This window comes from Clostridium lamae, from assembly GCF_033043255.1.
GTDB lineage: Bacteria > Bacillota > Clostridia > Clostridiales > Clostridiaceae > Clostridium > Clostridium lamae.
The window spans coordinates 155,965-179,901 of record NZ_JASCQJ010000002.1; the positions used below are offsets into that span (position 1 = coordinate 155,965).

The following is a 23,937-nucleotide window of genomic DNA, read 5'->3' on the forward strand; positions in this document are numbered from 1 at the left end:
TTACGCAACTTCATATTCTTGTACTACATTATTTATCCATTTTCCTGACTTTAATCTACTTCTTTCAAATATAATCTTAATAAATTCCTCTGTGCATATTAAGAAATATACTAGTGTAACAGGGAATCCTAAAAATGTTGCTCCGATAAAGGAAGCTGGTACAGCATAGAACCATACAGTTCCTAATTGAACTAGAGTTGAATAAAGAGTGTCTCCGCCACCTCTAAATATTCCAACAATCATAACTACATTATAGAATCTTATAGGGCAAATTACTGCCATAATTCTTAAAACTGTTACTGCATCTCTAAAAGTATTTGCTTCAACATTAAAAGGTTTAACGATTTGTGGTGCTAAAACCCATACCGCTACTCCTATAATTAATCCTATTACAGGAGAAATACTACCAATCTTATGAGAATAATCTATAGCAACCTCTTCTTCATCTGCTCCTATTTTATTACCAACCATTATAGCTGCTGCCGATGCTAAGCCTATGCATAAAACCATAAACATATTATTTAATGTAGTTGCAATTTGCATTGTTGCAACTGCACTAGTTCCTATTTGTGCATATGCTATTGAATAAGCTGTCATTCCTAATGACCATAATAATTCATTAATTATAACCGCTGTAGATGTATTGAAATAAGTTCTTACAAAATTCATATCGAAAGCAAATAATTCTTTTATTTTTGATGCTACAACATTATTTTTAGCATAAACATTAAAAATTATATAAGCCATTTCTAAAGATCTAGCAATAGTTGTTGCTAAAGCAGCTCCTGCAACTCCCATTGGTTTTACTCCAAGGTTACCAAATATAAATACCCAGTTTAAAAATGCATTACAAAGTACTCCTATTATACTTGCATACATTGGAGCCTTTGGCTGCTCTGAACTTCTTAGAGCCGAAGAGAATCCTTGAGTAAAGTTAGTAAATAAACAACTAATAGCAACAATTCTTAAGTATTGTGCTCCAAGCTCAATAACTTGAGCATCTTTCGATAATACAGACATTATTGGATTAGCTAAGAAAAAGGCTGCTCCTCCAAAAATTATAGAAGCAATAAGACCTATAGATATATCTAATCCAAGTACCTTCTTAATACTTTTAACATCTTTCTTTCCCCAATACTGCGACATAAATACACTAGCACCGGCATTTATACCTGAAAGACATAGCGTAAATATAAAGAAATATTGGTTAGCTAGTCCAACTGCTGCAATGGCTTCTTCTCCTAATCTCCCAATCATCAAATTATCTACAAGATTTAGTGATGATGTTACAAGGTTTTGAAGTGTTATTGGTAATGCTAATGTAAGCATTGTCGTTATAAAAGCTTTGTCTTTTAAAATTTTCTTCATCGTATATCCTCCTGTATTTATTAATACTACTATTTTTATTTAATTACATAAAAAAAGAGCAATGGGTAATTAGCTGCCCATCTGCTCTTAAATACTTTATTATTTTCTAATAATTAAATTAACTTGTCAATAACATTAAAATAGCAAATTAAAGTAACAATATTAAATGAAAATAAAAAACTCGTAAACCATGAATTATCTTGGTTTACGAGTAAATACTGGTATCCCCAACAGGGATCGAACCTGTATCTGTCCCTTAGGAGGGGACTGTTCTATCCATTGAACTATGGAGACTTAAGTACCAAATAAATTGTATAATAACATTTTCTTTCTGTCAATATTTACAGTTATGGAATCTTCTGAATTATTATACCATTCGGACTTACTCTTGCATTCAGTAATACTTCATCTATTTGATTACCATTCAACAAACTAATCGATATCACCATTTCGTATTCTTTATCTGTTCCTGTTACTTGCTCTAGTTCTCTTATGTTTGATATCGTCATATCTCTAATTAAAAACCTAATATTGCTTCCGTATATGGGAAATAATTGCGTCTCTATATTTGATTTTAATAGATTTAAAATTATATTTTCATAAATATCCATTTGGTTTTTAGTTGCATATAATTGATTCTTAAGTTCTTTTTCTCTTATTTTCTTCTCATCGTCAATTTGTATATCACTATAGTTTCTTAAATATCCCCAATTTTCCACTTTATAAAAGTCATCATATAAACAGTTGAACTTTATAAATATTTCAGCATCATATAAACCTTTGTTTCTTTCTAGGAACTCTTCTTCTGCTTTTATTATTGAATTAAGCATAAATGGAATCTCCTCCCTTATTGACTTATCTTTCTCTTTTGCCTTCTCATAATCTTTCTTATTAGAAATAAGACTTACTTGAAAGAAAAGCATATACTTATCATTTTCATAGCACCATCTTCCACATAGACCATTTCCTCTATATACCTCTATACTTTTGCTTTCATCCTTATCTATCACTACTTTCATTTCATTTGAAGCTTTTGAATAAGTAACTTCATAGCATCTTGGTATTATAGGTCCATCATCTAATATATCTTCGCTTCTCTCTATTTTTAATTTATAGAGATTCGTATTACTCAAAACTAACACCTCTATCTATTAATAATATACAATGTATGTTTACAACTTTTATAAAGTTACTTATAAAAGAATTACTAATTAACTTTTCTATATTTATACTTTGTTATATACTTTATAATATAGTTATTTTATTTATCGAAAGGATTTGATTTGCATGCTTAGATCTATTATTTGGTATATAGTCTTCTTTGGTACACTTATTTTAAGCATTCCTGCTATGATAAGAGCTAAGATGCTAACGAAAAAGGGCTTAGAAGAAAAGAGAGATGAACTTACTTATAGAACATCTACCATTTGGGCAAGAATCTTATTAAAGGTTGCCGGAGTTAAGGTAACAGTACACGGAATTGAAAACATCCCTAAGGATAAAAATGTATTATATATAGGAAATCATCAAGGTAGCTTTGATATTCCAATATATATTAGTGAGATACCAGGATTAAAGGGATTTGTATCTAAAATTGAAGTAAAAAAAATTCCTGGAGTTCGTACTTGGATGGGATACATGTATTGTGTTTTTATGGATAGAAGTAGTTTAAGAAAATCCGGAGAAGCTATTATTGAAGGAGTTAAAATACTAAAGAATGGTCACTCCTTAGTAATATTTCCAGAAGGTACAAGAAGTAAAGGCGATAAGATGGGTGAATTTAAGGCGGGTAGCTTTAAACTTGCAACAAAATCTAAAGTCCCTATAGTTCCGGTAACTATGAACGGATCTTATAAGATAATGGAAAATAATAAAAAGAAATGGATTGTTAAAGCTTCAAATGTTGATTTATACATACATCCTGCAATTGAAACATCTAATTTAAGTAAAGAAGAACAAGATGGTCTTGTTACTAAAGTTTATGAAATAATTGAAAGTAAACTTCCAAAATCATAATAAATAAGAGGTGTACACGTACACCTCTTTATTTATTATATATTATTTGAATATTTATTAAAAAACTTTTTATAATAAAATATATTAAATGAATATATCCTATTTATAAAAGCATAAATTTTCATTGTTATTTTCCATTATTCGACTAATTTAAATGTTTACTTTTTGCTTTTTCAATAATTTTTATAAAATTACTTATTTTACTAGTAAATAATACGAGCATATTTTTAAAATATAGTGTATAATAAATTAGTTAATATAAAATAAACGTTTATGATTAATTATATATTATTTTAAATAATTAAATAAATACAAAGAATTTTTTAGACGAATGACGTTAAATTTAGTAACTTAGGGCTCAATGTTTGACAATTATAGTCCATACTAAATTATTTAATATAAAATAATCGCTTATGATTAATTATATATTATTTTAAATAAAGAGAAAGAGGATTTTAGATGAATGAAATTAAATTTAGTAACTTAGGGCTTAAGGATACCCTTTTAAAATCTATTGATGAATTAGGTTTTGAAGAACCATCCCAAATACAAGCAGAGGCAATACCTGTAGCAATTCAAGGATATGACCTTATAGGTCAAGCTCAAACTGGAACTGGTAAAACTGCTGCTTTCGGATGTGGAATTATTAACCACATTTCAAAAAAGGATGGCCTTAGCGCTATAATTTTAGCTCCTACAAGAGAGCTAGCTATTCAAGTTAATGATGAGCTTAAAAGATTATCAAAGTATGACGAATTAGCAATACTTCCTATATATGGTGGAGATCCAATAAATAATCAAATAAGAACCTTAAAAAGAGGCGTAAACATAGTAGTTGGTACTCCTGGTAGAGTATTAGATCATATTAAAAGAGGAACTATCCAATTAGATAAGATTAAATTCTTAGTTTTAGATGAAGCAGATGAGATGTTAAATATGGGCTTCATAGATGATCTAGAAGATATAATAAAGAAACTACCTGAAAACAGACAAACTTTATTATTCTCTGCTACAATGCCTGAGCAAATTAAAAAATTAGCAAAAAGATATATGAAACCAGATGCTAAACATATAGCAATACAAAAAACTTCAATGACTGTTTCTAAAATTAGCCAAGGTTTCTATGAAGTATCTCATAAGACAAGATTTGAAGCTCTTTGCAGAGTTTTAGACTTTGATACACCATCATCAGCTATAATATTCTGTAGAACTAAAAAAGGTGTTGACGAACTAGTGGAAGGAATGCAATCTAGAGGCTATGTAGTAGAGGGAATGCACGGAGATATGTCTCAAGCTCATAGACTAAGGACTTTAAAGAAATTTAAAGAAGGTTCATTAAACTACTTAGTTGCTACTGATGTTGCTGCAAGAGGAATTGATGTTGAAGGAATAACTCATGTTATTAACTATGATTTACCTCAAGATGTTGAAAGCTATGTTCATAGAATAGGTAGAACAGGAAGAGCTAATAGAGAAGGTATTGCTTATTCATTAGTATCTCCAAAGGAATATTCTATGCTTAAGCAAATAAAGTCAGTTACTAAGGGTGATATAGCTAGAAAAGCTATCCCAACAGTTAATGATATATTTAATAGTAAATCAGACAGCATATTAGAAGATGTTACAAATACTATTAATGATTCAGATTACTCAAGATATATTCCTATTGCTAAAGAGCTATCTGAGAAATTTGATAATGTTGACCTTATTGCAGCATTAATTAAGAATCAATTTAACAATGACTTACTTGATACCTATTCTTCTGATAAATTAGAAGCTCCAAAATCTGAAGATATACGTTTATTCTTATCTGTGGGTAGACGTGATGGAATTAATCCTAAATCTTTAGTTACTTTTATAAAGGATACTGCTAGAATAAGAGCAACTTCTATTGGTGATATTGATATTTTAGAGAACTTCTCTTTTGTTAATATAACTCCAGATGTTAAAGATAAAGTTATTGATAAATGTTCAGGACGTAAACTTAATAAGAGAAAAGTTAATATTGAAGTCGCAAACAGGAAAAGATAATAATAATAAAATATATTATTTTTAACAAAAAAGATGTTACTAAATACTTTGTAACATCTTTTTTGTTTTTACTTACATTTATTTTTTATGCCATCATAAAGATATCTAATATATTCAGTATCTACGTTATCTCTGTCTAGCATTTTTATTCTATTTTCTATCTTACTTAAAGTTTCTCTTGCTTCTTCAAAATCCTTTTGACGAATGCATGCACTTGCATATTCTAATAAATAATCTATTTTAAGTACTAATTCTGCTAAATCTTCTCTATCATCATTAACTAAGTCAACCAATAAAGAGTAAATCTTTGGAGAAGTATCTTTTCTTACGCTATTAAGTAAAGCATTATTCTTACTAGTTTTTCTACTCACTATTTCACCTTCCTCCTTAAGTTTAATATATTTATATTAATTTATATCATATTTTAATAACATATCCAATACATTTTAATGAATGAAAGATTAGGAGGTATTATTAATGCAAAAATATGTATGTGTTCCATGTACTTACGTTTATGATCCTGAATATGGAGATCCTGAGAATGGAATAGATCCAGATACTCCATTTGAGGATTTACCTGATGATTGGGTTTGTCCTGTTTGTGGTGCAACAAAGGATGAGTTTGAAGTTCTAGAAGATTAATAAATAAATACATATTATCTTAATTACTCTATATTAATAATTATTTTAAGGTAATATGTATTTTATGTTTTTTTTATTAATCCATTCCTAAAATCATTTATATAATTTATAGTTTCATTACTAATTATAGCTTCTTTATTCACTACTGTATCTATATCCTCTAAAATATGATTTACATCCTTATTTTCTTTTATATTTTCATATGCAGATTTTCCAAGTTTAGAAAGCGTACTCTTAGCCTTTTCATTAAAGCTTAATAAAGGTATTCTTGAAACATAACCGGAAGTTATCATATTACTTCTTAATAAAACACCTCTTACAAAATATGTTACCAAAGTTGAATTTAAATATGCTAATAGCCAATATAAATCTTCTTCATCACAAATAATGCAAGCATTAACACCAAAAGTGCTACCATCAGGTAGCTTGCAAGCACTAAAATTAACTCCCATAGAAGAGCAAATTATACCAGATTTATATATGAACTCCTTATTTCTGACTATGAAATTAGGAATCGCTACCCCTAAGTCTAAGAAATTTTTATTTATATACATAATTTTTTCAGTGAAGAATTTATCTTTACCTGGATTTTTATAAAAAGGTATAGTAAATGGGTCTCCCCTGTCATAAGATAAAAACTCCTTATCATTACCTGTTGATATTCCAGAAATACATTTAAATTTATCAGCTATTCTTTGTAAGTTGAATAAGTTCTTAATATCTTTTGGACATTCAATTATAAATTCATAATTATCCTTTTTACTGCTCAATATTATGTCCCTTAACTTATAAATTTTCTTGTTTGAATGATCTAATTTTGCTTTAAATTCCTCAATACTTGCACATCTGTTGTTCACCACTATATTTCCCTGGAAATTAACGCCCTTTTGTAATATAAGTATACTAGTCCTTACATCTGCACCTTGATTTATGAATAAATCTCTAGGACACATAGTTATCTCATGTATTGAACAATTATTTATAATCTTTTTCCTTAGCTTTTCATAACTTTTAGAGCTTAAAAATGAATCTTGAGTTATTATTCCTATAACAGCTCCATTTTTAGATAAATCTATTATGGCTGATATAAACATGCTGTACATATTATGAATACCTACATCTTTAAATAAACTTCTAAGCTTAGACTTATTTTCTCTAATGTAATTAACTTCATGACAATTATATGGGGGATTTAAGGTATAATAATCATAATTTAGAGTTTCAATATCTTTATCTTCCTTAACTCTCTCATAATAAATTTCTAAGAAATCTTTATTTAGGAATTCACAACTATAATCTTCCTTATATTTAACTATATCTACTCCAAATGTTTTTATTTTGCTTTTAATGAAAGGAGCTAACATTTCTTCTCTCCCACAGCAAGGGTCAAAAACTTCTTTTCCATTAGACTTTATCTCTAACAATCTTTTCTTAATATATTCACAAATGAAATCTGGTGTAGAATAGTATCCTACTAACCTTTTGTCTATAAATTCTTCACTTGATATTTTCTCTATTAATACCTTATCTTTTCTCCCCATAAATTCTCTCCATTTAAATTAACTACCCATAAAAATAATATATATATTTATTATACGCTAAATATGAAATAGTTGCAAAGACAACTTTATTTTGCAACTATTCTTCAATACAATATATATTTACTTTGTTACTAAAATTCTAAAACAATTTAAACCTTCTACTATATCAGAATAAATTATGCCTTCATACTGAATTAAATCTAAATTATTCTTGAGCTTTAGACCTACCTGATTAATATTATTAATTAGTTTTTCTATATTAGTTGTTGGTACATCCACAGTAATCACTAAAAGACCATTACTCTTAAGAACTCTTTTTAATTCTTTTAATATATCTATAATATTATTCTCCTCTATAAGATGTAATACTGATATACAATATATTTTATTAAAAAATTCATCTTCATATTTTAGATTTCTTAAGTCCTCATTCTTTAGTAATAACTTATCTAAGTATCTTTCTGATAACATAACTTCTTCATCTGAAAAGTATTGTTTTTGTTTGTTTATAATCTCTTCTTTATCTAATATTGTACTATCTATATCTACGGCATGAACTTCATGGCATATACTTGCTAAATAATATTTGAAGGGATGTATCGCACCACAGCCTGCATCTAAACAAATATCCTTTTCTTCTACAAATTTACTAGCCCAAGCGTATTCATAGAAGTTATTTATCTTAGCTCTTTGCCCTATAGTTCTATGATAAACACATGATTTACAATATATTTTAGGCTTCCAATTTTCCTTAGTTCCCATATAATAGTTATATCCTAATATAATACTGTCATCTTCATAACCTTGCTTACCAGTCAAAAATCTTATATCATACGCATTTATTCTCTTTAATATATTAAAATTATGAATAGCTGGATGAACAAATCCGTAATCTATCTTTTCTTCTATTAAAGATTCCATCATTTCTATTTTTTCTTCAAGACTTTCTGGAAATATAAAAGATTCTTCTCGCCCAGTTACTTTATATAAATTATCTTCAAAATAAACTATTCTCGGAGAAACTATTGGTTCATTCGTTTTTAGCAAAAAATCTATTAGTGGCTTATCCCAATTTGGAGTAAATATCATATCTAAATGTACTTCAGCCACATATTTGATATTATTATAATTTTTCTTTATATGGTTTATCATTGAATATCTTGAAAATGCAATTCCATCATTCTCTCCATTTCCAATAATTTCGTAATTAATATTAAACTTTGATAAATAATAACTGAGTTCTTGATTACTTAAACACCCTTGATTATATATTAGTAAAATCTTATATTTACACTTTTCAAGGCTTTTAAAAAAATCATCAGACATTTTTGAATCATAAATAAAATCACTTCCATTCTTATTTATTAAAAATGGAAGCATATAAATCATGTCCATAGCATACTCCTTTAAATATTTGTACACTATTTTATTCAATTATTACATCTTTGGTGATATTTATAAAATTCATTAATAAATTTAATAAAAAAGATAATGAACAAACTAAGTAATTCATTATCTTAAGATTAATTATTTAATTTTATCATATATTATTGGTTCTTTTGACCCCGAAACTATTTCTCCATTCTTTCTAAATATTTCTGTCATATATATCTTACCATTATATACTTTTTCTATTGCTGTAAATATTACTTCAGAAGAAAAATTACTTTCACTTTCAGCTAAGAAGTATCCATCTTTTTCTTCAAATATAATAGGTGCAAACTTTTTAGATAATTCTAAATTACTATAATCTATGACTAATTTATCATTTGAATTCACAAAATCATTATAGTCTATTTCACTTGGTAACTCATAAGAAGTTAACACTACATCCTCATCTTCATTTAATGTGTATAGGAATAAATGATGCAATGCCGTATTATGTTCTCCATGATTATAGTAAGTTTCATCTATAGTAAAGTATCCATTAAAGTCCTTCGGAAGATTTTTAACCTTATTATTACATATACCAACAATATGTTTTGCAACAGGTGTTCTAGCCTCGCCAGTTGTAGCTTTTTCCTCTCTTATCTGATTGTCATTATTAAAACTTCCAGATAAATAATTTATAAACCTCTCTAACTTTTCCATTGTAATCACCTCTATTTTTATTTATATTTAAATTATAGCACTTTTTCCCAGTGTAATACTTCTGTAAAGCTACAAAACCCATTAATAATTACTTATTAATAATATTATTATTTATAAATATCTCTATAATTACATAGTGTAATACCATTTTCATCTACGAACTCTTTAACTTCCTCAGACGTCAATACTTTAAGCTCTTCTACTCTTTTTAGGTTATATGAACTATTCTCCATAATAAAACTATCTAAATATGCAGGATGCGTCATAGTTTCTAAAACTTCATACTTGTTTATTTCTACTTTCTTAAATCCATCAATACTTACTGTTTCATCATAGAAAAACCCACTAAATGGAACTATCTTATCATAATCCAATTCGTATAATAATCCACCCCTAATTGGTAAATTATACTTAGAGAGCAATTGCTCTACTACAGGTTTCAAAACTTTTAATGTATGAACATGATGATGAGAATCCAAATGAGTTATTTCTATACCACTGTTAATAACTTTTTGTATTTGTGCAGAAAATTCATTATATACTTCTTCAAGATCAAATTTATTTTCAGCAGTCTCCTCACTTATTCTTTTATAGAAAAATCCATTTTCATCTACTATTGTTTTGTGAGTATTCAAAACTGGTTTATACGCAGACAAAGTTAAATGAACACCACACCCTAACTCCTCTAAACCTTTACAAGATTTTAAAAGCCCTACTGCATGATCAAAAGCTGGCATTCCAGCCATTATTGAAGCACTTCTGACTACCCCATTCTTATATGCATCTATTATTCCGTAATTAGCTCCCTTACTTATTCCAAAATCATCAGCATTTATTATTAACTTCATATTCTTAACACCTCTCCTATAATTCCCGAAAATTATATATACATTATTTTTCAAAATAATTATAGCATCTTGTCCTTAGTGAATTTTTTCAAATTTTAAAATAAAATTCCATTATAGGTATAGTGATTAAACTCACTTTTGTGCATAAAGTTTAAGCTTATTTCTAATCATAATAAATGAAATAATTTTTTAATGAGGTAAATACATATGAAAAAATTTATTAAATTTTGCACTACATTTATTTTATTAACCATTTGTTTATTAATGAACATAAGTTACTTTCCTAAGGCTCTGGAAGATTTACGTCTTATAGAGAATTCGCCTAATAATAATACATTGCCGGACCACTTTAGACTATCCTCAAATTACAAATCTATAATAAAAGATAAAAATATAAACTTAAAAGGTCTTGATAATCTAAATATATCGGGAAGTGGACAGTTTTCCGATTCAGGACTCTCTTTAATAAAAGAGGCTATTAATAATAATTTTTCTATAATAGACATTGATTTAAGGCAAGAATCTCATGGATTTATAAATGGAATAGCCGTTAGTTGGGAAGGAGAAAAAAACGATGCTAATAAAGGATTGACCTTACCAGAAGTTATAGCTGTTGAAAATAAACTATTAGGCTCAATTAAGATTGGAGAACCGCTTACTTTTTATAATAAAAAAGAAACTATAGTTCCTAAACTTGTTCAAAATGAATTTCAAGTTGCTAACTCAAAAGAAATTGGATATGTTCGAATTCCTGTAACTGATGGCGGATTCCCAACTGATGATTTGGTAGATTACTTTATTGATTTCGTAAAAAATCAACCTCAAGATTCATGGCTTCATTTTCACTGTAAAGAAGGGATAGGAAGAACTACTACATTTATGATAATGTATGATCTTATAAAAAATCATAAAGATGTTAGCTTAAATGATATTATTAAACGCCAAGTCATACTATCTGGAATGGATACTAAAGATGCGCAAGGATTTTATACCGGAGAGCATTATAAATTTTTAAGTGATTTTTATAATAAATATATATCTAAATCAACTTCTTCAATTGAATATAATAATATTTTCATTAATGATAATTATATTAAAAACCCTGTGATACCAGAGCATTTATATGTTATCTCTGAAGATAAAATGAATAATGAAGAGCAGACTATGATTTCTGCTCTTCAAGGCATTATATCAACAAAATCTAAATCACAAATCTATATTCTTAGTAAAGATGAGCCAGATTATAAGATTTGGTTACATGATCTAATTAATGAGAATAGCATTAGTTATGAAAATATATCTGATCCCTGGAAATTAATAAATAAGTTTAAGTCTAGTATTAATGGTTACATCCTATATGATAATTCAAATCCCTCCTCTATTAATAACGCTTGCACTTTAGCATCATTGAAAAATTCGATTCCTATTGAAAAATCTCTTGAAGTAAAAATCAATAATTTCGGAATATATAAATTAATTGAAGATTGTTCAAAGACAGATAAGTATTGGGCATATAAAACTCTTTGGAATTCAGGATTAAATCATTCAACAGTTATAGAGCTCTCTCCAGTAAAATCTATGGCTTTAAGAGATTATGCTATAATGTCAAAATCCCTTATCTTTTATGAGGATGATGTTAATGATTATTCATTAAGAGAATTAGTATTTAAATCAATGGAAAATACTCCTCGTGCCTTAGGATGGGGTCCAGATGAATATAATAATGTAAGTATTGCATCCAAATATGGAGTAGATGTTATCGCCGCAGATTGGTCTTATAACTTATCTGTATTAAGCTCATTTCCAACAACTGCACAAACTCAAAAATCTAATAAAGAAATCCCTAAAGAAACTAATGTACATTATGTAACCTTCATTATGTCTGATGGTGATAATCAGCAATGGCTACTTGGAAGTAATTATAGTTCTGAAAAATGGTTTGGCTCTAAAAATAGAGGAAACTTCAATTTAGGTTGGTCGTTAAGTCCATCTCTATATTATTTAGCACCTACAGTATTTGAAAAATACTATCAAAGTGCAAGTTCAGGAGCTTACTCAGATTACTATCTTGTTTCTCCTTCAGGCAATGGATATATTTATCCAAGTAAATATCCAATAAATAAACTTTCTAATTATACTGATAGACTAAATGAGTACATGAAAAAAGTAGATCAGAAATATGTATTGATTATTGATGATAATGCTTTTTATGAAAATAGTCTATGGGATAAGTACACTGATAGATCAGATATAGATGGCCTATTCTATCTAGATTATACGAAAAATAATAACTATAACGGAGAAATAAATTGGTCTAACAATAAACCTATAGTTTCTTGTCGTGACTTACTTTGGGAAGGATTAGAAAGTGAGGATGAACTAGTTGATAATATCAATTCTAGAACTAAATTAGATTATATAGATATTACTGATCCAGATTCTTATACCTTTGTCTATATACATGTATGGAGCAAGGATATGAATGTTCTTCAAGGGGTTATAAATAAGATAAATGCTAATCCTAAGGTAAGAGTGGTTACGCCTGATATCTTTATGAAATTAATTAAAACCAACGTCAATCCTACATAAAAATAAAGATAGAATTGACATTTACTTAATTCTATCTTTATTTTATTTACCATTCTCTGCCCGGATCACCAGCCATATTGTTAATAGTTCCTCGAGGATATAAAACTGAATAATGATCTAAAATCGCCTTTTCACTTTTACTATCTGAAAAAACAAATAATAATTTAAAATCATCATTTACTACATATCCAATTATTCTTTCGTTCAAACTTGTTGTAACTTCATATGATGGTTCTCCAAAATATGATATTATATCTTGTAAATTTAACTCTTTTAACGATTTATCAAAGGATCTTACTTCAAATATTTGAGAGCCCTTATTACATCCAAATGCTAAATTTTTGCTTTCAAAGGCATAATAAATACCTTTAGCTTCGGCAATATAATTTTCAGAGTCTGCTTTGCCATAAACATTAATTATTTCATCAATAACAGTATATTTTGCTTTGAATTCACTGTTTATAATCATTCCATCTTCAGACTTACCTTTTATACTATTTAATAAATCAAATTTATAATTATCTGAATTTCCAGCATTAGTCTCATCTGAATCATCTGTATTAGGCTCTGTATTCTTATGTGGAGTATTATTAGATGAATCTCCACTTGCACCTTCTTCAATCTCTGTAGGCTTGCTAACATTGATTTCATTATTATTAGATTTATCCTTATATCCACATGATGTAATTGAAATTGCGAAGACTACCATGATAGCGGCAATCAATATTTTCTTCTTCATTCTACTTCCTCCTAATAAACCTTCATTATTATATTATACTCATTATATATATATATTTTCTTTTCCATGTCGAACTTAATATTTATTTAACTATTATACTCAATTTTATTTTATATAAATAACTTTACTCTTCTTATGGAAACACTAAATAAAAAAAATAGATAGATAATTATATTCTTTTCTCCGTTATAGGATTCAAGTGGCCAGAATATAATATCTATCTACTCATATAATGAGGGATAGGAATTTATAAAAAATTATTTTGCATACTTTACTATTATATCTCTTAATATATTTACTACTTCTTTACCTGCTTTATCATTATAATATTTTGCAAATCTTTCATCAGCAACATACATTTCAGCTAAACCAATGTGAGCTTCCCTTGAATAACTAGGCCATGTGAAGCTAAGCCATTCTTTATGATTTTCGTAGACTTCTTTTGCTGCTTTTGATTCTAAGTCACTAGTAGAAATAACTTCTAATAGAGCCTTAAATAGTCGTTCCTCAACTTTATTCATATCATTAAAATCTTCTTCACTCATATTCATAAACTTCTTATTAGAAGCCTCAACTGTTTCATTGCCATATTTATCTCTAATTTCTTTTCCGTATTTTCTTTCGTTTTCTTCTAATCGTTCTTGTTTTAATCCTTCAAATTTTTCTTTATTAGACATACTTATTTCCCCTTTTTTATATTCAATAGTTTTTTCTACAGTTAAAATCAATTGATCAAGTTGATTTCTCCTAGAAATGAGGCTTTTTCGATGTTCAATTAATGATTGACAAATATCAAAACTAGAATTAGAAATTATATTTTGAATTTCTTCAAGTTTAATATCCATAGATCTATAAAGTAAAACTTGTTGTAATATATCAACCTCTTTTTCTCCATATATCCTATATCCGGATGAATTAATTCTACATGGTTTTAATAATCCAATTTCATCATAATATCTAAGAGTTCTAGTACTTATACCTGCCATTTCAGCTAGCTTTTTAATTGTATATTCCATCTTCATTCCTCCTTACAAGTTAATAATAGACCTTTACGCAACGTTAATGTCAATACATACTTTAATATTTTTTTGATATCTTTAAGAACAAAATTATCTTTGATTAAAATTGATATATACACAGGTATTTAATAGTGTTATAATAAAAATCCACTTAATGTTATATACTTTTAAAGTGAATTATATTATTTAATTATTATTAAAGAAAGTGTCAGGTGAAATTTATGATTGATGCAAAATTATTAGTTGAAAAGGCTTATGAAGCTCAAAAATTTGCTTATACTCCTTACTCTAACTTTAATGTTGGTGCAGCACTACTTGGTACAAACGGTAAAATTTACTTAGGTTGTAATATAGAAAATGCGGCTTTTACTCCAACAAACTGTGCTGAAAGAACTGCTTTCTTCAAAGCTGTATCTGAAGGACAACATGAATTCCTTGCAATAGCAATAGTAGGTAATAAAGCAGATGCTGAGGAAACTGAATACTGTGCTCCTTGTGGCGTTTGCAGACAAGTAATAGCAGAGTTCTGTAATCCGAAGACATTTAAAATCTTCCTTGCTAAAAATAAAGATGAATTTAAAGAATATACATTAGAAGAACTTTTACCACTAGGATTTACTAGCAAAGATTTGGATTAATAAACAAGTTTAATATAACTTAAAAATAATTATCTCTTTAGTGATGTAATAGAACGTAAAATTTTCAATATTGAAATAAGACATGAAATGAATTTAAAGTCCAACATAATTGTTGGGCTTTTTTTATATTATCATCCATCCACTGAAAAGTATTTGATATTGAGAAAAGTTATATATTTGACAATATCTCCTTAATATCCTTGGAGAAAATCTATTAAAAGAATATTAAACACTTAATATTATGAATAAAATATGGCTTTTTAAAATAATAATATGAAAAATAATAAATTTAAAAAAGCTAAAACCTATTTATTTGATTGTTAAAAAAATATTTAACACAATTATAAAATTAAATTAAATTAATTTTCAGAAATTTGCAAAAATACTTGATATTAAGTACAATTAACTTAGGAAACATGAAATTTGATTTTAATCGGTAAGTATTTAATCAAAAATTTTAGGTGTAATATTTCATACAACATATTCTACAGTAATAAAATTTTACGAGTAAATAAAGCAATGAAATTATTAAATTTAATACTTATCATTATTATATAAAAGAAAAAATAAGAGAGGTGATTGAAAAAATAAATTTTAAATAAGAAGGGATGAGGCAAATTGAATTTATTGACAGAAAAAATTAAAGAGGTATCATTGTCGGTTTTACCTATAACTTTAATTGTAATAATACTAAACTTTACATTAACTCCCATAGAAACTTCTATGATGGTAAGGTTTATAATAGGAGCTGTATTTGTAGTAATAGGATTATCAATCTTCTTAGTTGGCGTTGATATTGGAGTAACACCAATAGGAAATATAATGGGAAACAATATAGCTAAGGCAAACAAGCTATGGATTGTTATTATAGCGGGATTAATTCTAGGACTTGTTATATCTATAGCCGAACCAGATCTTCATATACTTGGTGGACAAGTCGCAGATGTAACTGGAGGTGCTTTCGGAAAGTTCTTGATAGTTATAGTTGTTTCAATTGGAATATCCCTAATGCTTGCTTTAGGACTTGGAAGAATAGTTTATTCATTTCCACTCTATAAATTACTGACCATTATTTATGGGGTAATACTCCTTATTACTATTTTTGTATCACCAGAGTTTTTAGCAATATCTTTTGATGCTTCAGGAGCTACAACAGGAGCTATGACAGTTCCATTTATTTTAGCCTTAGCAACTGGGGTATCTAAAATGAAAAAAGATAGTAAACAGTCAGAAAAAGATAGTTTTGGTTTAGTTGCTATAGCATCAACAGGAGCTATCTTAGCTGTGATGATAATGAGCATAGTATCAAAAACTAATGAAATCAGCGGATCAGCAGAAGTGAATTTGGAAGGAACAAAAGGAATAATAGGGCCATTTTTAAATGCAATACCTCATTTAGCATATGAAATTTTCTTAGCTCTAACCCCGATAATTCTTATATTTTTAATATTCCAAAAGATTAAATTTAAAACTTCTAAAAAATCATTAAGAAAAATAATGTTCGGTATATTATTTACCTTTATAGGTTTAGTAATATTTTTAGTAGGAGTTAATGCTGGATTTATGGAAGTTGGAACTATAGTTGGTTACAAGATAGCAGCCCTTGATAATAAGGCCTATGTCATAATAGTAGGATTTATCCTTGGATGTGTAACGATTTTAGCTGAACCGGCGGTTTATGTTTTAACTCATCAAATTGAAGATGTTACTAGTGGATATGTAAAAAGAAATGTAGTAATGTTGTCCTTAGCAATTGGAGTTGGATTTGCAGTAGCATTATCAATGATAAGAATAATTGTTCCAGGGATTCAATTATGGCACTATCTATTACCTGGATATATAATATCAGTTGGTTTAATGTATATAGTTCCAAAGCTATTTGTAGGAATGGCTTTTGATTCAGGTGGAGTTGCTTCTGGACCTATGACAGCTACATTTATATTAGCTTTTGCTCAAGGTGCAGCAGTATCAATAGAAGGAGCAGATGTTTTAATAGATGGCTTTGGAATGATAGCTATGGTTGCTATGACGCCAATTATAGCTCTACAAATATTAGGTTTAATATTTAAAATTAAATCTAAAAAGAAGGAGTTGGTTTAGATGTTGAATAACTCTAATTCTAAAGGTATTGAACTTCTTTGTGTTATAGTTAAATTAGGATTAGGAAGTAAGGTGCTTCACAAAGCTAAGGAACATGGAGTATCTGGTGGAACTGTGCTTTTAGGAAAAGGAACTGTAAATAACAAAATTTTAGATTTTTTAGGACTTGCAGATGTTCGCAAAGAAGTAGTTTTAATGATTTCAAAAAAAAGTATTATGGAAAAAGCTTTAATAAAATTAGACGAAGAGTTTAAATTTGAAAAGCCTAATCATGGAATAGCTTTTACAACATCAATATCTAATATAATTGGAACTAGAAGTTGCAAAGAAAATGAAAAAGTTAAAGAGGGAGATTTTGATAAAATTATGTATAATTCTATAACTATTATTGTAGATAAAGGAAGAGCTGAGGATGTGATAGATGCAGCAACTAAAGCTGGATCATTAGGAGGCACTATTATTAATGCAAGAGGTTCAGGAATTCATGAAACTAGTAAAGTATTTGCTATGGAAATAGAACCCGAAAAAGAAGTAGTTCTTATTTTATCAAAAACAGACCAAACGGAACAAATTGTAGAATCAATTTCAAAAGAAATTAAAATTAATGAGCCAGGAAATGGCATTATATATGTTCAAAATATAAATAAAACTTATGGATTATATGAGAAATAAGTTGAAAGATAATAAAAAAGTAAGAAAATTTTTAATATTTTCTTATTTTTTTATTTTAGAGCTAATTTCTATTGAAATAGTATTAACTTTGATGTAGCATAAGATTCATGTAAATAATTGGTGGGCAATAAAACTTTAAAATTATTATAATTTATACTTGGTTAAAGTAAAAAAGGGGGACTAAATTTAAATGTTTAGTTATTCGAGCAATGTTGAATTACTTTGTGTTATAGTTAAATCAGGATTAGGAAGCAAGGTAATGCAAAAAGCGAAACAAAATGGAATTTCTGGAGGTACAGTACTTTTAGGTAAAGGAACTGTAAACAATAAGATATTAGACTTTATAGGACTGGCAGATGTAAGCAAAGAAGTGGTAATGATGATTTCTAATTCAGATTTAATAAATAAAGCTTTAGTAAAATTAGATGAAGAATTCAAATTTAATAAACCTAATTATGGAATAGCCTTCACAACGAATATATGTGATGTATTTGGAACTAGAAGTTGTAAATGTAATAAGGAAGAAAAAGGTGGAGAGAATAATATGTATAATGTTATAACTGTAATAGTTGATAAAGGAAAAGGAGAAGATGCTATAGAGGCAGCTACTAAAGCAGGCTCTCAAGGCGGAACTATTATAAATTCTAGAGGATCAGGGATTCATGAAACTAGTAAGGTCTTTGCTATGGAAATAGAACCAGAAAAAGAAGTAGTTATAATTTTATCTAAAAAAGATAAGACTGAAGATATAGTAAATTCTATAAGAGAAGATTTACAATTGGACAAACCAGGAAATGGAATTCTATTTGTTCAAGAAATAAATCAGGCTTATGGATTATATGAAAAATAAAATTATCTCTCTTCTATTTAATATCAACACTCTTTTAAGACATAACCAGAAATAAAAGGAGCTGTCTCGTAAATGATAAAAAATAATTTACGAGGCAGCTCCTTTTGAGTTTTCATTAATGGCTTCTATTATTGCATTTGCTACAGCTTCCGCCAGTAATTCTTGATTATATTCATTAGAAAAATACGTTCTATCATTATAACTATTCATAAATCCGAATTCTACAAGTATAGAAGGAATATTATTTTCTCTTATTACATATAAATCTTCGCTTCCATCTAACATAGGACGCCTTTGTGTATAATTTAATCTTTCTAAATTTTCTTCTATCTTTGTTCCTAAGCTTACGCTACTATAATCATTATAGTTTGTCCACACTTCAAAACCATATATATCTTCATATGAATAAACATCAACATAGTCATTAATATGAAGTGATATAAAATATTCTGCATTAGATGAATTTGATATCTCCACTCTTCTTTTTAAATCTTCTTTCTCATCATTCCCTAATGCTATATCTTCATCTCTTGTGTAAATAACATTAATATTGTTTTCTTCTAATATAGCCCCAACTTTATTAGAAATATTTAATACAATATCTTTTTCATATATTGAGCCAAATTCAGCTCCTACATCATGTCCCCCATGACCAGGATCAAGAACAACACTTACTTTATCTTCATTAACATCTTCAAAATTTGATATATTCCTACTTAAACTACCGGTTAATTTATAATTAAAAATACTATTTATTGTTTTATTTGAAAGTATTATAAAGACTATCAACATTATACATGCTCTAGTTCTTCTAAGAAGTATTCTTCTTTTTCTTCTTCTAAGTAACTTATTGATTTTTTTCATTATGCTTCCTCCTAATTATAAATGAAATAACCTCTATAAAATTTACCCAGTCTATGAATCAAACTTTTATACTCACTATTAGTTCTAATATTATAATTTGTTAACCTTATAATAATCTTAAAATTTAATATAAATAGTTATTCCATGATAATCTTTTTATAAATTTCTTCTATAATAAAAAAACAGTAATAAAGAAAATCGATTTTGGATCAATCTTCTTTATTACTATTTCATTGAAAATTATATATACTATTTATTATCAACATGTGAGAAATGAAGAAGTCTATGAGCTTTTTTAGAAAGCGGTTCTCCTAAATATTCATTATAACATTGATTAACTAAAGGATTCTCATGAGAAAATCTCTTTTCAGAGCTTTCATCTAGACCATATAATACATCTGCTCTATCTTCTGCAAGCTCTATATTATAAAGTATAGGTTGTCCTCCTCCTCCAGAGCACCCTCCTGGACATGCCATTATTTCAACAAAATCATATTGAACTTCATCACTTTTAATAGCTTCCATCAGTTTTCTAGCATTCCCAAGTCCACTTGCTATGGCTACTCTTAGAGTCGTATTGCCAATGGCGAATTCAGCTTCTTTCCACCCATCCATTCCCCTTACTTTTTCAAAATTATCTACTTTGGGATTCTCTCCTGTAAGTAAGTAATAAGCGCTTCTTAAAGCAGCCTCCATCACTCCACCAGTAGCTCCAAAAATAACTCCTGCTCCAGTTCCATCGCCTAAGATATTATCCATTTTCTCATCTTTTAAATCCTTAGCATTTATGTGTTCAGCTCTTATCATTTTTACAAGTTCCCTTGTTGTTAGTACTGCATCTACATCCACGCCTTCCTCTGCTGCATTAATATCTGCTATATCCTTTTCATATTTTTTGGCAGTACATGGCATTATGGAAACACTATATATCTTACTAGGATCAATTTTCATTTTTTCTGCAAAATATGTCTTTGTAATTGCTCCAAACATCTGCTGTGGAGATTTTGCTGTAGAAAGTTTTGATACCATATCTGGATATTGAGATTTTATAAACCTTATCCAGCCTGGGCAACAAGAAGTAAACATCGGAAGTTTCTCACCATTTTTTATTTTCTCTATTAATTCTGTTCCTTCCTCCATTATAGTTAAATCTGCTGCGAAGGAAGTATCAAATACATAATCAAATCCAATTCGCTTAAGAGCATCTACTATTTTACCTACAGTAGCTTCCTCTCTAGAAAGGCCAATTTCTTCTCCCCAAGCTGAGCGGACTGCCGGAGCTATTTGTACTACAGTAATCATTTCAGGATTTGCAAGTGCCTCAAAAACTTTTTCAGTATCATCTCTTTCCACTAAAGCTCCTACAGGGCAATGAGTAATGCATTGTCCACATAAAGAGCAATCTATATCCTCTATTTTATTATTTTTAGATATACCAACATTAGTTCTAGCGCCACTTCCTGTAGTATCCCATACCCCTAAGGATTGAATCTTGTTACACACCTGAACACATCTCATGCACTTTATACACTTTTCATTATCTCTTATTAAAGGAAAATCCTTTCTCCAGGGTTTATATTTTATTTCCTCTCTATAAGGTAAATTGTTAATTCCTAAATCCCTTGATATACTTTGAAGCTGACAGCTTCCATTTCTAATACATGTAGCACAACGACAATTATGCTGTGAAAGTATAAGTTCTACATTAATTTTCCTTGCTTTTCTAACTCTCGGACTATTTGTTTTAATAATCATTCCTTCTGAAATAGGAGTATTACAGGCTGCTGCAAGTTTATTGACTCCTTCAATCTCAACTAAGCAAACCCTACAAGCACCTATTTCATTAATATCCTTTAAGTAGCAGATTGTAGGTATTTCTATTCCTGCCGTCTTTGCTGCTTCAAGAATTGTCATTTCCTTAGGTATAGCTATTTTTTTGTTATCTATTATTATATTTACCATCTATCAACTCTACCTCCTTTGAATGCTCCACAGCCTAAATGGTCACAACGTAAACACCTTCCTGCCTCCTGCTTTGCTTCCTCTAACGTAAGAGATTTCTCAACCATATTAAAATCTCTAATTCTCTCTTGTGCTGATCTTTCAGACATATTAGCTCTTCCCCATGGAATACTACTTCTAAATTTTATAGGTGGTATTTCCACATCGTTCTTTATTTCATGCTTATACCCAAAATAACTATCAATATTTGCTGCTGCAACTTTACCTGAAGCTATTGCTTTAATTACTGTAGATGGTCCTGTTACACAATCACCTACAGCAAATATACCTTTTTGTCCATATACTTCTCCTGATTCTGATACAATAATTCTTCCCATCTTAGTATTTATTCCGCATTTTTCAAAATACTTAGACTCAATTTCTTGCCCTACAGCCACAATTACAATATCACATGATATGAACGCAGGCTCTTTACTAGAATTGAGCGGCTTTGCTCTACCATTAACTACAGGCCCTATTATCTGAGGTTGAACCCATATTCCCTTAAGCTTGTCTACACCATCTTTTTCTATACTAATCGGAGCCATAAGGTCCATAATTTCACAGCCCTCTGCTATAGCTCCTTCCACCTCATCAGCTAATGCTGTCATATCTATCTTTCTTCTTCTATATACTATATTTACCTCTGATGCACCAAGCCTAATTGCAGTTCTCGCTGCATCCATAGCAACATTACCGCCTCCTACAACAACAATTTTTTTCCCTTTGAAATCAGGTGGATTATCATCAGCTACCTCTCTTAAAAATTGTACAGCTGATATAGCCGAATCTGAATCTTCCCCTGGTATTCCTAGCCTTTTAAATCCATGAGCTCCGATTGATACATATACTGCATTATAATTTTCACGAAGCTCTTCCATTAAGATATCTTTTCCAATACATACCTCTGTTTTTACTTCAACTCCATTAGAAAGTATCGTTCTTATTTCTCTTTCCAACTCATCTTTCGGTAACCTATAATTAGGAATTCCATACTGAAGCATTCCGCCAAGTTTTTTTCTTTTTTCAAAAATTGTTACTTTATGTCCCATAAGACTTAGGTAATAGGCAGCTGTAAGACCACTCGGACCGCCTCCTACAATAGCAACAGTTTTATTTGTCGCTGGATAAGGTTTAGGTATAGGTACATCACCAGCTTCCTCAACAGCTGTCTTTTTTAGACCTCTTATGTTAATAGAATAATCTAAATTATTTCTTCTACATTTATTTTCACAAGGGTGTTCACAAACAAAAGCACAGGTTAAAGGAAGTGGATTGTCCTTTCTTATAAGTCTAACAGCATCTGCATATCTTCCTTCTTCTACTAATGCAATATATCCAGGTATGTCTACTTCTGCCGGACATTGTTCAGTACAAGGAATAGATTTTTCTTGTCTCTCTACACATTCATAACCATTTATATGAAGTTCATAATCATCTCTAAATCCTTTAATACCCTTTAATACCATTTCAGCAGCTTCATAACCTAATGCACAGTCTGCTGAATCGGCTATTCCTTCTGCTGTTCTTTCAATAAGCCTAAGTGTATCTTCAGTCCCTCTCCCTTCTAATACATCTTCTACCAGATTTTCAAGTTGCTTAAGCCCAATTCTACAAGGTACACATTTACCACATGTATGGCACTGACACATCCTTAGAAATGCAGCAGATAAATCCACTGGACATGATCTTGTAGGGCTAACAGCAATTCTTCTTTGTAAATCTCCATATAGTTGTTCTATTGTTTCCTGAGCCTTATCTACAGGGGTGTTAATTAATCTGTTCATGGTTTTCTCCCTTCTATATTTATAATTATTTTTCTTGCAACCTTCTTTATTATTTTTATTAATCACCTTCTTAAAAAAATTTAGCTTTTAGATACTGATGCATAATAAATCATTATTTTTTCAAATTATAATAGTAATTTA

General features: G+C 28.9%; 20 protein-coding genes and 1 tRNA gene. 8 read left to right on the forward strand and 13 right to left on the reverse strand.

All coding sequences use genetic code 11. The features are described 5' to 3' along the window. From QK892_RS01840 to QK892_RS01850, 3 genes are all read right to left on the reverse strand, one after another. Positions 1 to 1,368 carry an MATE family efflux transporter gene (locus QK892_RS01840; RefSeq protein ID WP_317271812.1) on the reverse strand — a complete coding sequence of 456 codons (1,368 nt, stop codon included), beginning with the start codon at positions 1,366 to 1,368 and terminating at the stop codon, positions 1 to 3. Positions 1,369 to 1,587: 219 nt separating this feature from the next. Then, positions 1,588 to 1,662 (reverse strand) — tRNA-Arg (locus QK892_RS01845). 53 nt (positions 1,663 to 1,715) lie between these two features. Continuing rightward, positions 1,716 to 2,501 (reverse strand): staygreen family protein, encoded by a 786-nt coding sequence (locus QK892_RS01850; protein WP_317271813.1) that lies wholly within the window; start codon positions 2,499 to 2,501, stop codon positions 1,716 to 1,718. A 154-nt stretch (positions 2,502 to 2,655) separates the two neighbouring features. Here QK892_RS01850 and QK892_RS01855 point away from each other — a divergent pair, with 154 nt between their 5' ends. Both QK892_RS01855 and QK892_RS01860 read left to right on the forward strand, forming a co-directional pair. Next, a complete protein-coding gene (locus tag QK892_RS01855) occupies positions 2,656 to 3,384 on the forward strand; it encodes a lysophospholipid acyltransferase family protein (RefSeq protein ID WP_317271814.1) in 729 nt (242 codons plus the stop codon). 459 nt (positions 3,385 to 3,843) lie between these two features. Then, positions 3,844 to 5,415 carry a DEAD/DEAH box helicase gene (locus tag QK892_RS01860; RefSeq protein WP_317271815.1) on the forward strand — a complete coding sequence of 524 codons (1,572 nt, stop codon included), beginning with the start codon at positions 3,844 to 3,846 and terminating at the stop codon, positions 5,413 to 5,415. 68 nt (positions 5,416 to 5,483) lie between these two features. Here the strand turns inward: QK892_RS01860 and QK892_RS01865 are convergent, their stop codons facing one another. Further along, positions 5,484 to 5,786: a hypothetical protein gene (locus QK892_RS01865; RefSeq protein ID WP_317271816.1), complete on the reverse strand. Its 303-nt coding sequence runs from the start codon at positions 5,784 to 5,786 to the stop codon at positions 5,484 to 5,486. A 106-nt stretch (positions 5,787 to 5,892) separates the two neighbouring features. Here QK892_RS01865 and rd point away from each other — a divergent pair, with 106 nt between their 5' ends. Beyond that, positions 5,893 to 6,057 carry a rubredoxin gene (gene rd / locus QK892_RS01870; protein WP_317271817.1) on the forward strand — a complete coding sequence of 55 codons (165 nt, stop codon included), beginning with the start codon at positions 5,893 to 5,895 and terminating at the stop codon, positions 6,055 to 6,057. 62 nt (positions 6,058 to 6,119) lie between these two features. Here the strand turns inward: rd and QK892_RS01875 are convergent, their stop codons facing one another. From QK892_RS01875 to chbG, 4 genes are all read right to left on the reverse strand, one after another. Then, the gene (locus QK892_RS01875; RefSeq protein ID WP_317271818.1) at positions 6,120 to 7,598 is read right to left on the reverse strand and encodes an N-6 DNA methylase; all 1,479 of its coding nucleotides are present in this window, start codon (positions 7,596 to 7,598) and stop codon (positions 6,120 to 6,122) included. Between the two features lie 120 nt (positions 7,599 to 7,718). Beyond that, positions 7,719 to 8,993, reverse strand: coding sequence for a class I SAM-dependent methyltransferase (locus QK892_RS01880; protein ID WP_317271819.1), 1,275 nt, complete (start codon positions 8,991 to 8,993; stop codon positions 7,719 to 7,721). Between the two features lie 132 nt (positions 8,994 to 9,125). Beyond that, positions 9,126 to 9,689 carry a hypothetical protein gene (locus QK892_RS01885; protein ID WP_317271820.1) on the reverse strand — a complete coding sequence of 188 codons (564 nt, stop codon included), beginning with the start codon at positions 9,687 to 9,689 and terminating at the stop codon, positions 9,126 to 9,128. A gap of 107 nt (positions 9,690 to 9,796) precedes the next feature. Continuing rightward, positions 9,797 to 10,537: a chitin disaccharide deacetylase gene (gene chbG, locus QK892_RS01890; protein ID WP_317271821.1), complete on the reverse strand. Its 741-nt coding sequence runs from the start codon at positions 10,535 to 10,537 to the stop codon at positions 9,797 to 9,799. Between the two features lie 207 nt (positions 10,538 to 10,744). Here chbG and QK892_RS01895 point away from each other — a divergent pair, with 207 nt between their 5' ends. Then, the gene (locus QK892_RS01895) at positions 10,745 to 13,126 is read left to right on the forward strand and encodes a GxGYxYP domain-containing protein (RefSeq protein WP_317271822.1); all 2,382 of its coding nucleotides are present in this window, start codon (positions 10,745 to 10,747) and stop codon (positions 13,124 to 13,126) included. 46 nt (positions 13,127 to 13,172) lie between these two features. Here the strand turns inward: QK892_RS01895 and QK892_RS01900 are convergent, their stop codons facing one another. Then, complete coding sequence (locus QK892_RS01900; protein WP_317271823.1) at positions 13,173 to 13,865, reverse strand: YjgB family protein; 693 nt, start codon at positions 13,863 to 13,865, stop codon at positions 13,173 to 13,175. Between the two features lie 257 nt (positions 13,866 to 14,122). Continuing rightward, positions 14,123 to 14,881, reverse strand: coding sequence for a MerR family transcriptional regulator (locus QK892_RS01905; protein ID WP_317271824.1), 759 nt, complete (start codon positions 14,879 to 14,881; stop codon positions 14,123 to 14,125). A gap of 224 nt (positions 14,882 to 15,105) precedes the next feature. Between QK892_RS01905 and QK892_RS01910 the strand changes: the two genes are divergently transcribed. The 4 genes from QK892_RS01910 to QK892_RS01925 all read left to right on the forward strand — a co-directional run bounded on the left by QK892_RS01910 (position 15,106) and on the right by QK892_RS01925 (position 19,144). Then, positions 15,106 to 15,522, forward strand: coding sequence for a cytidine deaminase (locus QK892_RS01910; RefSeq protein WP_317271825.1), 417 nt, complete (start codon positions 15,106 to 15,108; stop codon positions 15,520 to 15,522). Positions 15,523 to 16,140: 618 nt separating this feature from the next. Beyond that, positions 16,141 to 17,622 carry a DUF1538 domain-containing protein gene (locus QK892_RS01915; RefSeq protein WP_317271826.1) on the forward strand — a complete coding sequence of 494 codons (1,482 nt, stop codon included), beginning with the start codon at positions 16,141 to 16,143 and terminating at the stop codon, positions 17,620 to 17,622. Then, entirely contained in the window at positions 17,623 to 18,294 is a 672-nt protein-coding gene (locus QK892_RS01920; protein ID WP_317271827.1) for a P-II family nitrogen regulator, read from the forward strand. Between the two features lie 190 nt (positions 18,295 to 18,484). Beyond that, the gene (locus QK892_RS01925; protein WP_317271828.1) at positions 18,485 to 19,144 is read left to right on the forward strand and encodes a P-II family nitrogen regulator; all 660 of its coding nucleotides are present in this window, start codon (positions 18,485 to 18,487) and stop codon (positions 19,142 to 19,144) included. 87 nt (positions 19,145 to 19,231) lie between these two features. Here the strand turns inward: QK892_RS01925 and QK892_RS01930 are convergent, their stop codons facing one another. The 3 genes from QK892_RS01930 to QK892_RS01940 all read right to left on the reverse strand — a co-directional run bounded on the left by QK892_RS01930 (position 19,232) and on the right by QK892_RS01940 (position 23,796). Then, on the reverse strand, positions 19,232 to 20,008 hold the full coding sequence (locus QK892_RS01930) for an N-acetylmuramoyl-L-alanine amidase family protein (protein WP_317271829.1): 777 nt from the start codon (positions 20,006 to 20,008) through the stop codon (positions 19,232 to 19,234). Between the two features lie 249 nt (positions 20,009 to 20,257). Next, positions 20,258 to 21,970, reverse strand: a complete 1,713-nt coding sequence (locus tag QK892_RS01935) for an NADH-dependent [FeFe] hydrogenase, group A6 (protein WP_317271830.1) — start codon at positions 21,968 to 21,970, stop codon at positions 20,258 to 20,260. Next, entirely contained in the window at positions 21,964 to 23,796 is a 1,833-nt protein-coding gene (locus QK892_RS01940; protein ID WP_317271831.1) for an NAD(P)-binding protein, read from the reverse strand. The genes QK892_RS01935 and QK892_RS01940 overlap by 7 nt, the downstream gene beginning before the upstream one ends. Positions 23,797 to 23,937 lie beyond the last annotated feature (141 nt).

What these genes read in the sequence shown, in the direction of transcription:
- QK892_RS01855 (WP_317271814.1), top strand. Translation starts at nt 2,656, where the DNA reads ATGCTTAGATCTATTATTTGGTATATAGTCTTCTTTGGTACACTTATT.
- QK892_RS01880 (WP_317271819.1), bottom strand. Translation starts at nt 8,993, where the DNA reads ATGGACATGATTTATATGCTTCCATTTTTAATAAATAAGAATGGAAGT.
- QK892_RS01885 (WP_317271820.1), bottom strand. Translation starts at nt 9,689, where the DNA reads ATGGAAAAGTTAGAGAGGTTTATAAATTATTTATCTGGAAGTTTTAAT.
- rd (WP_317271817.1), top strand. Translation starts at nt 5,893, where the DNA reads ATGCAAAAATATGTATGTGTTCCATGTACTTACGTTTATGATCCTGAA.
- QK892_RS01925 (WP_317271828.1), top strand. Translation starts at nt 18,485, where the DNA reads ATGTTTAGTTATTCGAGCAATGTTGAATTACTTTGTGTTATAGTTAAA.
- chbG (WP_317271821.1), bottom strand. Translation starts at nt 10,537, where the DNA reads ATGAAGTTAATAATAAATGCTGATGATTTTGGAATAAGTAAGGGAGCT.
- QK892_RS01875 (WP_317271818.1), bottom strand. Translation starts at nt 7,598, where the DNA reads ATGGGGAGAAAAGATAAGGTATTAATAGAGAAAATATCAAGTGAAGAA.
- QK892_RS01930 (WP_317271829.1), bottom strand. Translation starts at nt 20,008, where the DNA reads ATGAAAAAAATCAATAAGTTACTTAGAAGAAGAAAAAGAAGAATACTT.
- QK892_RS01905 (WP_317271824.1), bottom strand. Translation starts at nt 14,881, where the DNA reads ATGGAATATACAATTAAAAAGCTAGCTGAAATGGCAGGTATAAGTACT.
- QK892_RS01935 (WP_317271830.1), bottom strand. Translation starts at nt 21,970, where the DNA reads ATGGTAAATATAATAATAGATAACAAAAAAATAGCTATACCTAAGGAA.
- QK892_RS01940 (WP_317271831.1), bottom strand. Translation starts at nt 23,796, where the DNA reads ATGAACAGATTAATTAACACCCCTGTAGATAAGGCTCAGGAAACAATA.
- QK892_RS01900 (WP_317271823.1), bottom strand. Translation starts at nt 13,865, where the DNA reads ATGAAGAAGAAAATATTGATTGCCGCTATCATGGTAGTCTTCGCAATT.
- QK892_RS01860 (WP_317271815.1), top strand. Translation starts at nt 3,844, where the DNA reads ATGAATGAAATTAAATTTAGTAACTTAGGGCTTAAGGATACCCTTTTA.
- QK892_RS01920 (WP_317271827.1), top strand. Translation starts at nt 17,623, where the DNA reads ATGTTGAATAACTCTAATTCTAAAGGTATTGAACTTCTTTGTGTTATA.
- QK892_RS01895 (WP_317271822.1), top strand. Translation starts at nt 10,745, where the DNA reads ATGAAAAAATTTATTAAATTTTGCACTACATTTATTTTATTAACCATT.
- QK892_RS01840 (WP_317271812.1), bottom strand. Translation starts at nt 1,368, where the DNA reads ATGAAGAAAATTTTAAAAGACAAAGCTTTTATAACGACAATGCTTACA.
- QK892_RS01910 (WP_317271825.1), top strand. Translation starts at nt 15,106, where the DNA reads ATGATTGATGCAAAATTATTAGTTGAAAAGGCTTATGAAGCTCAAAAA.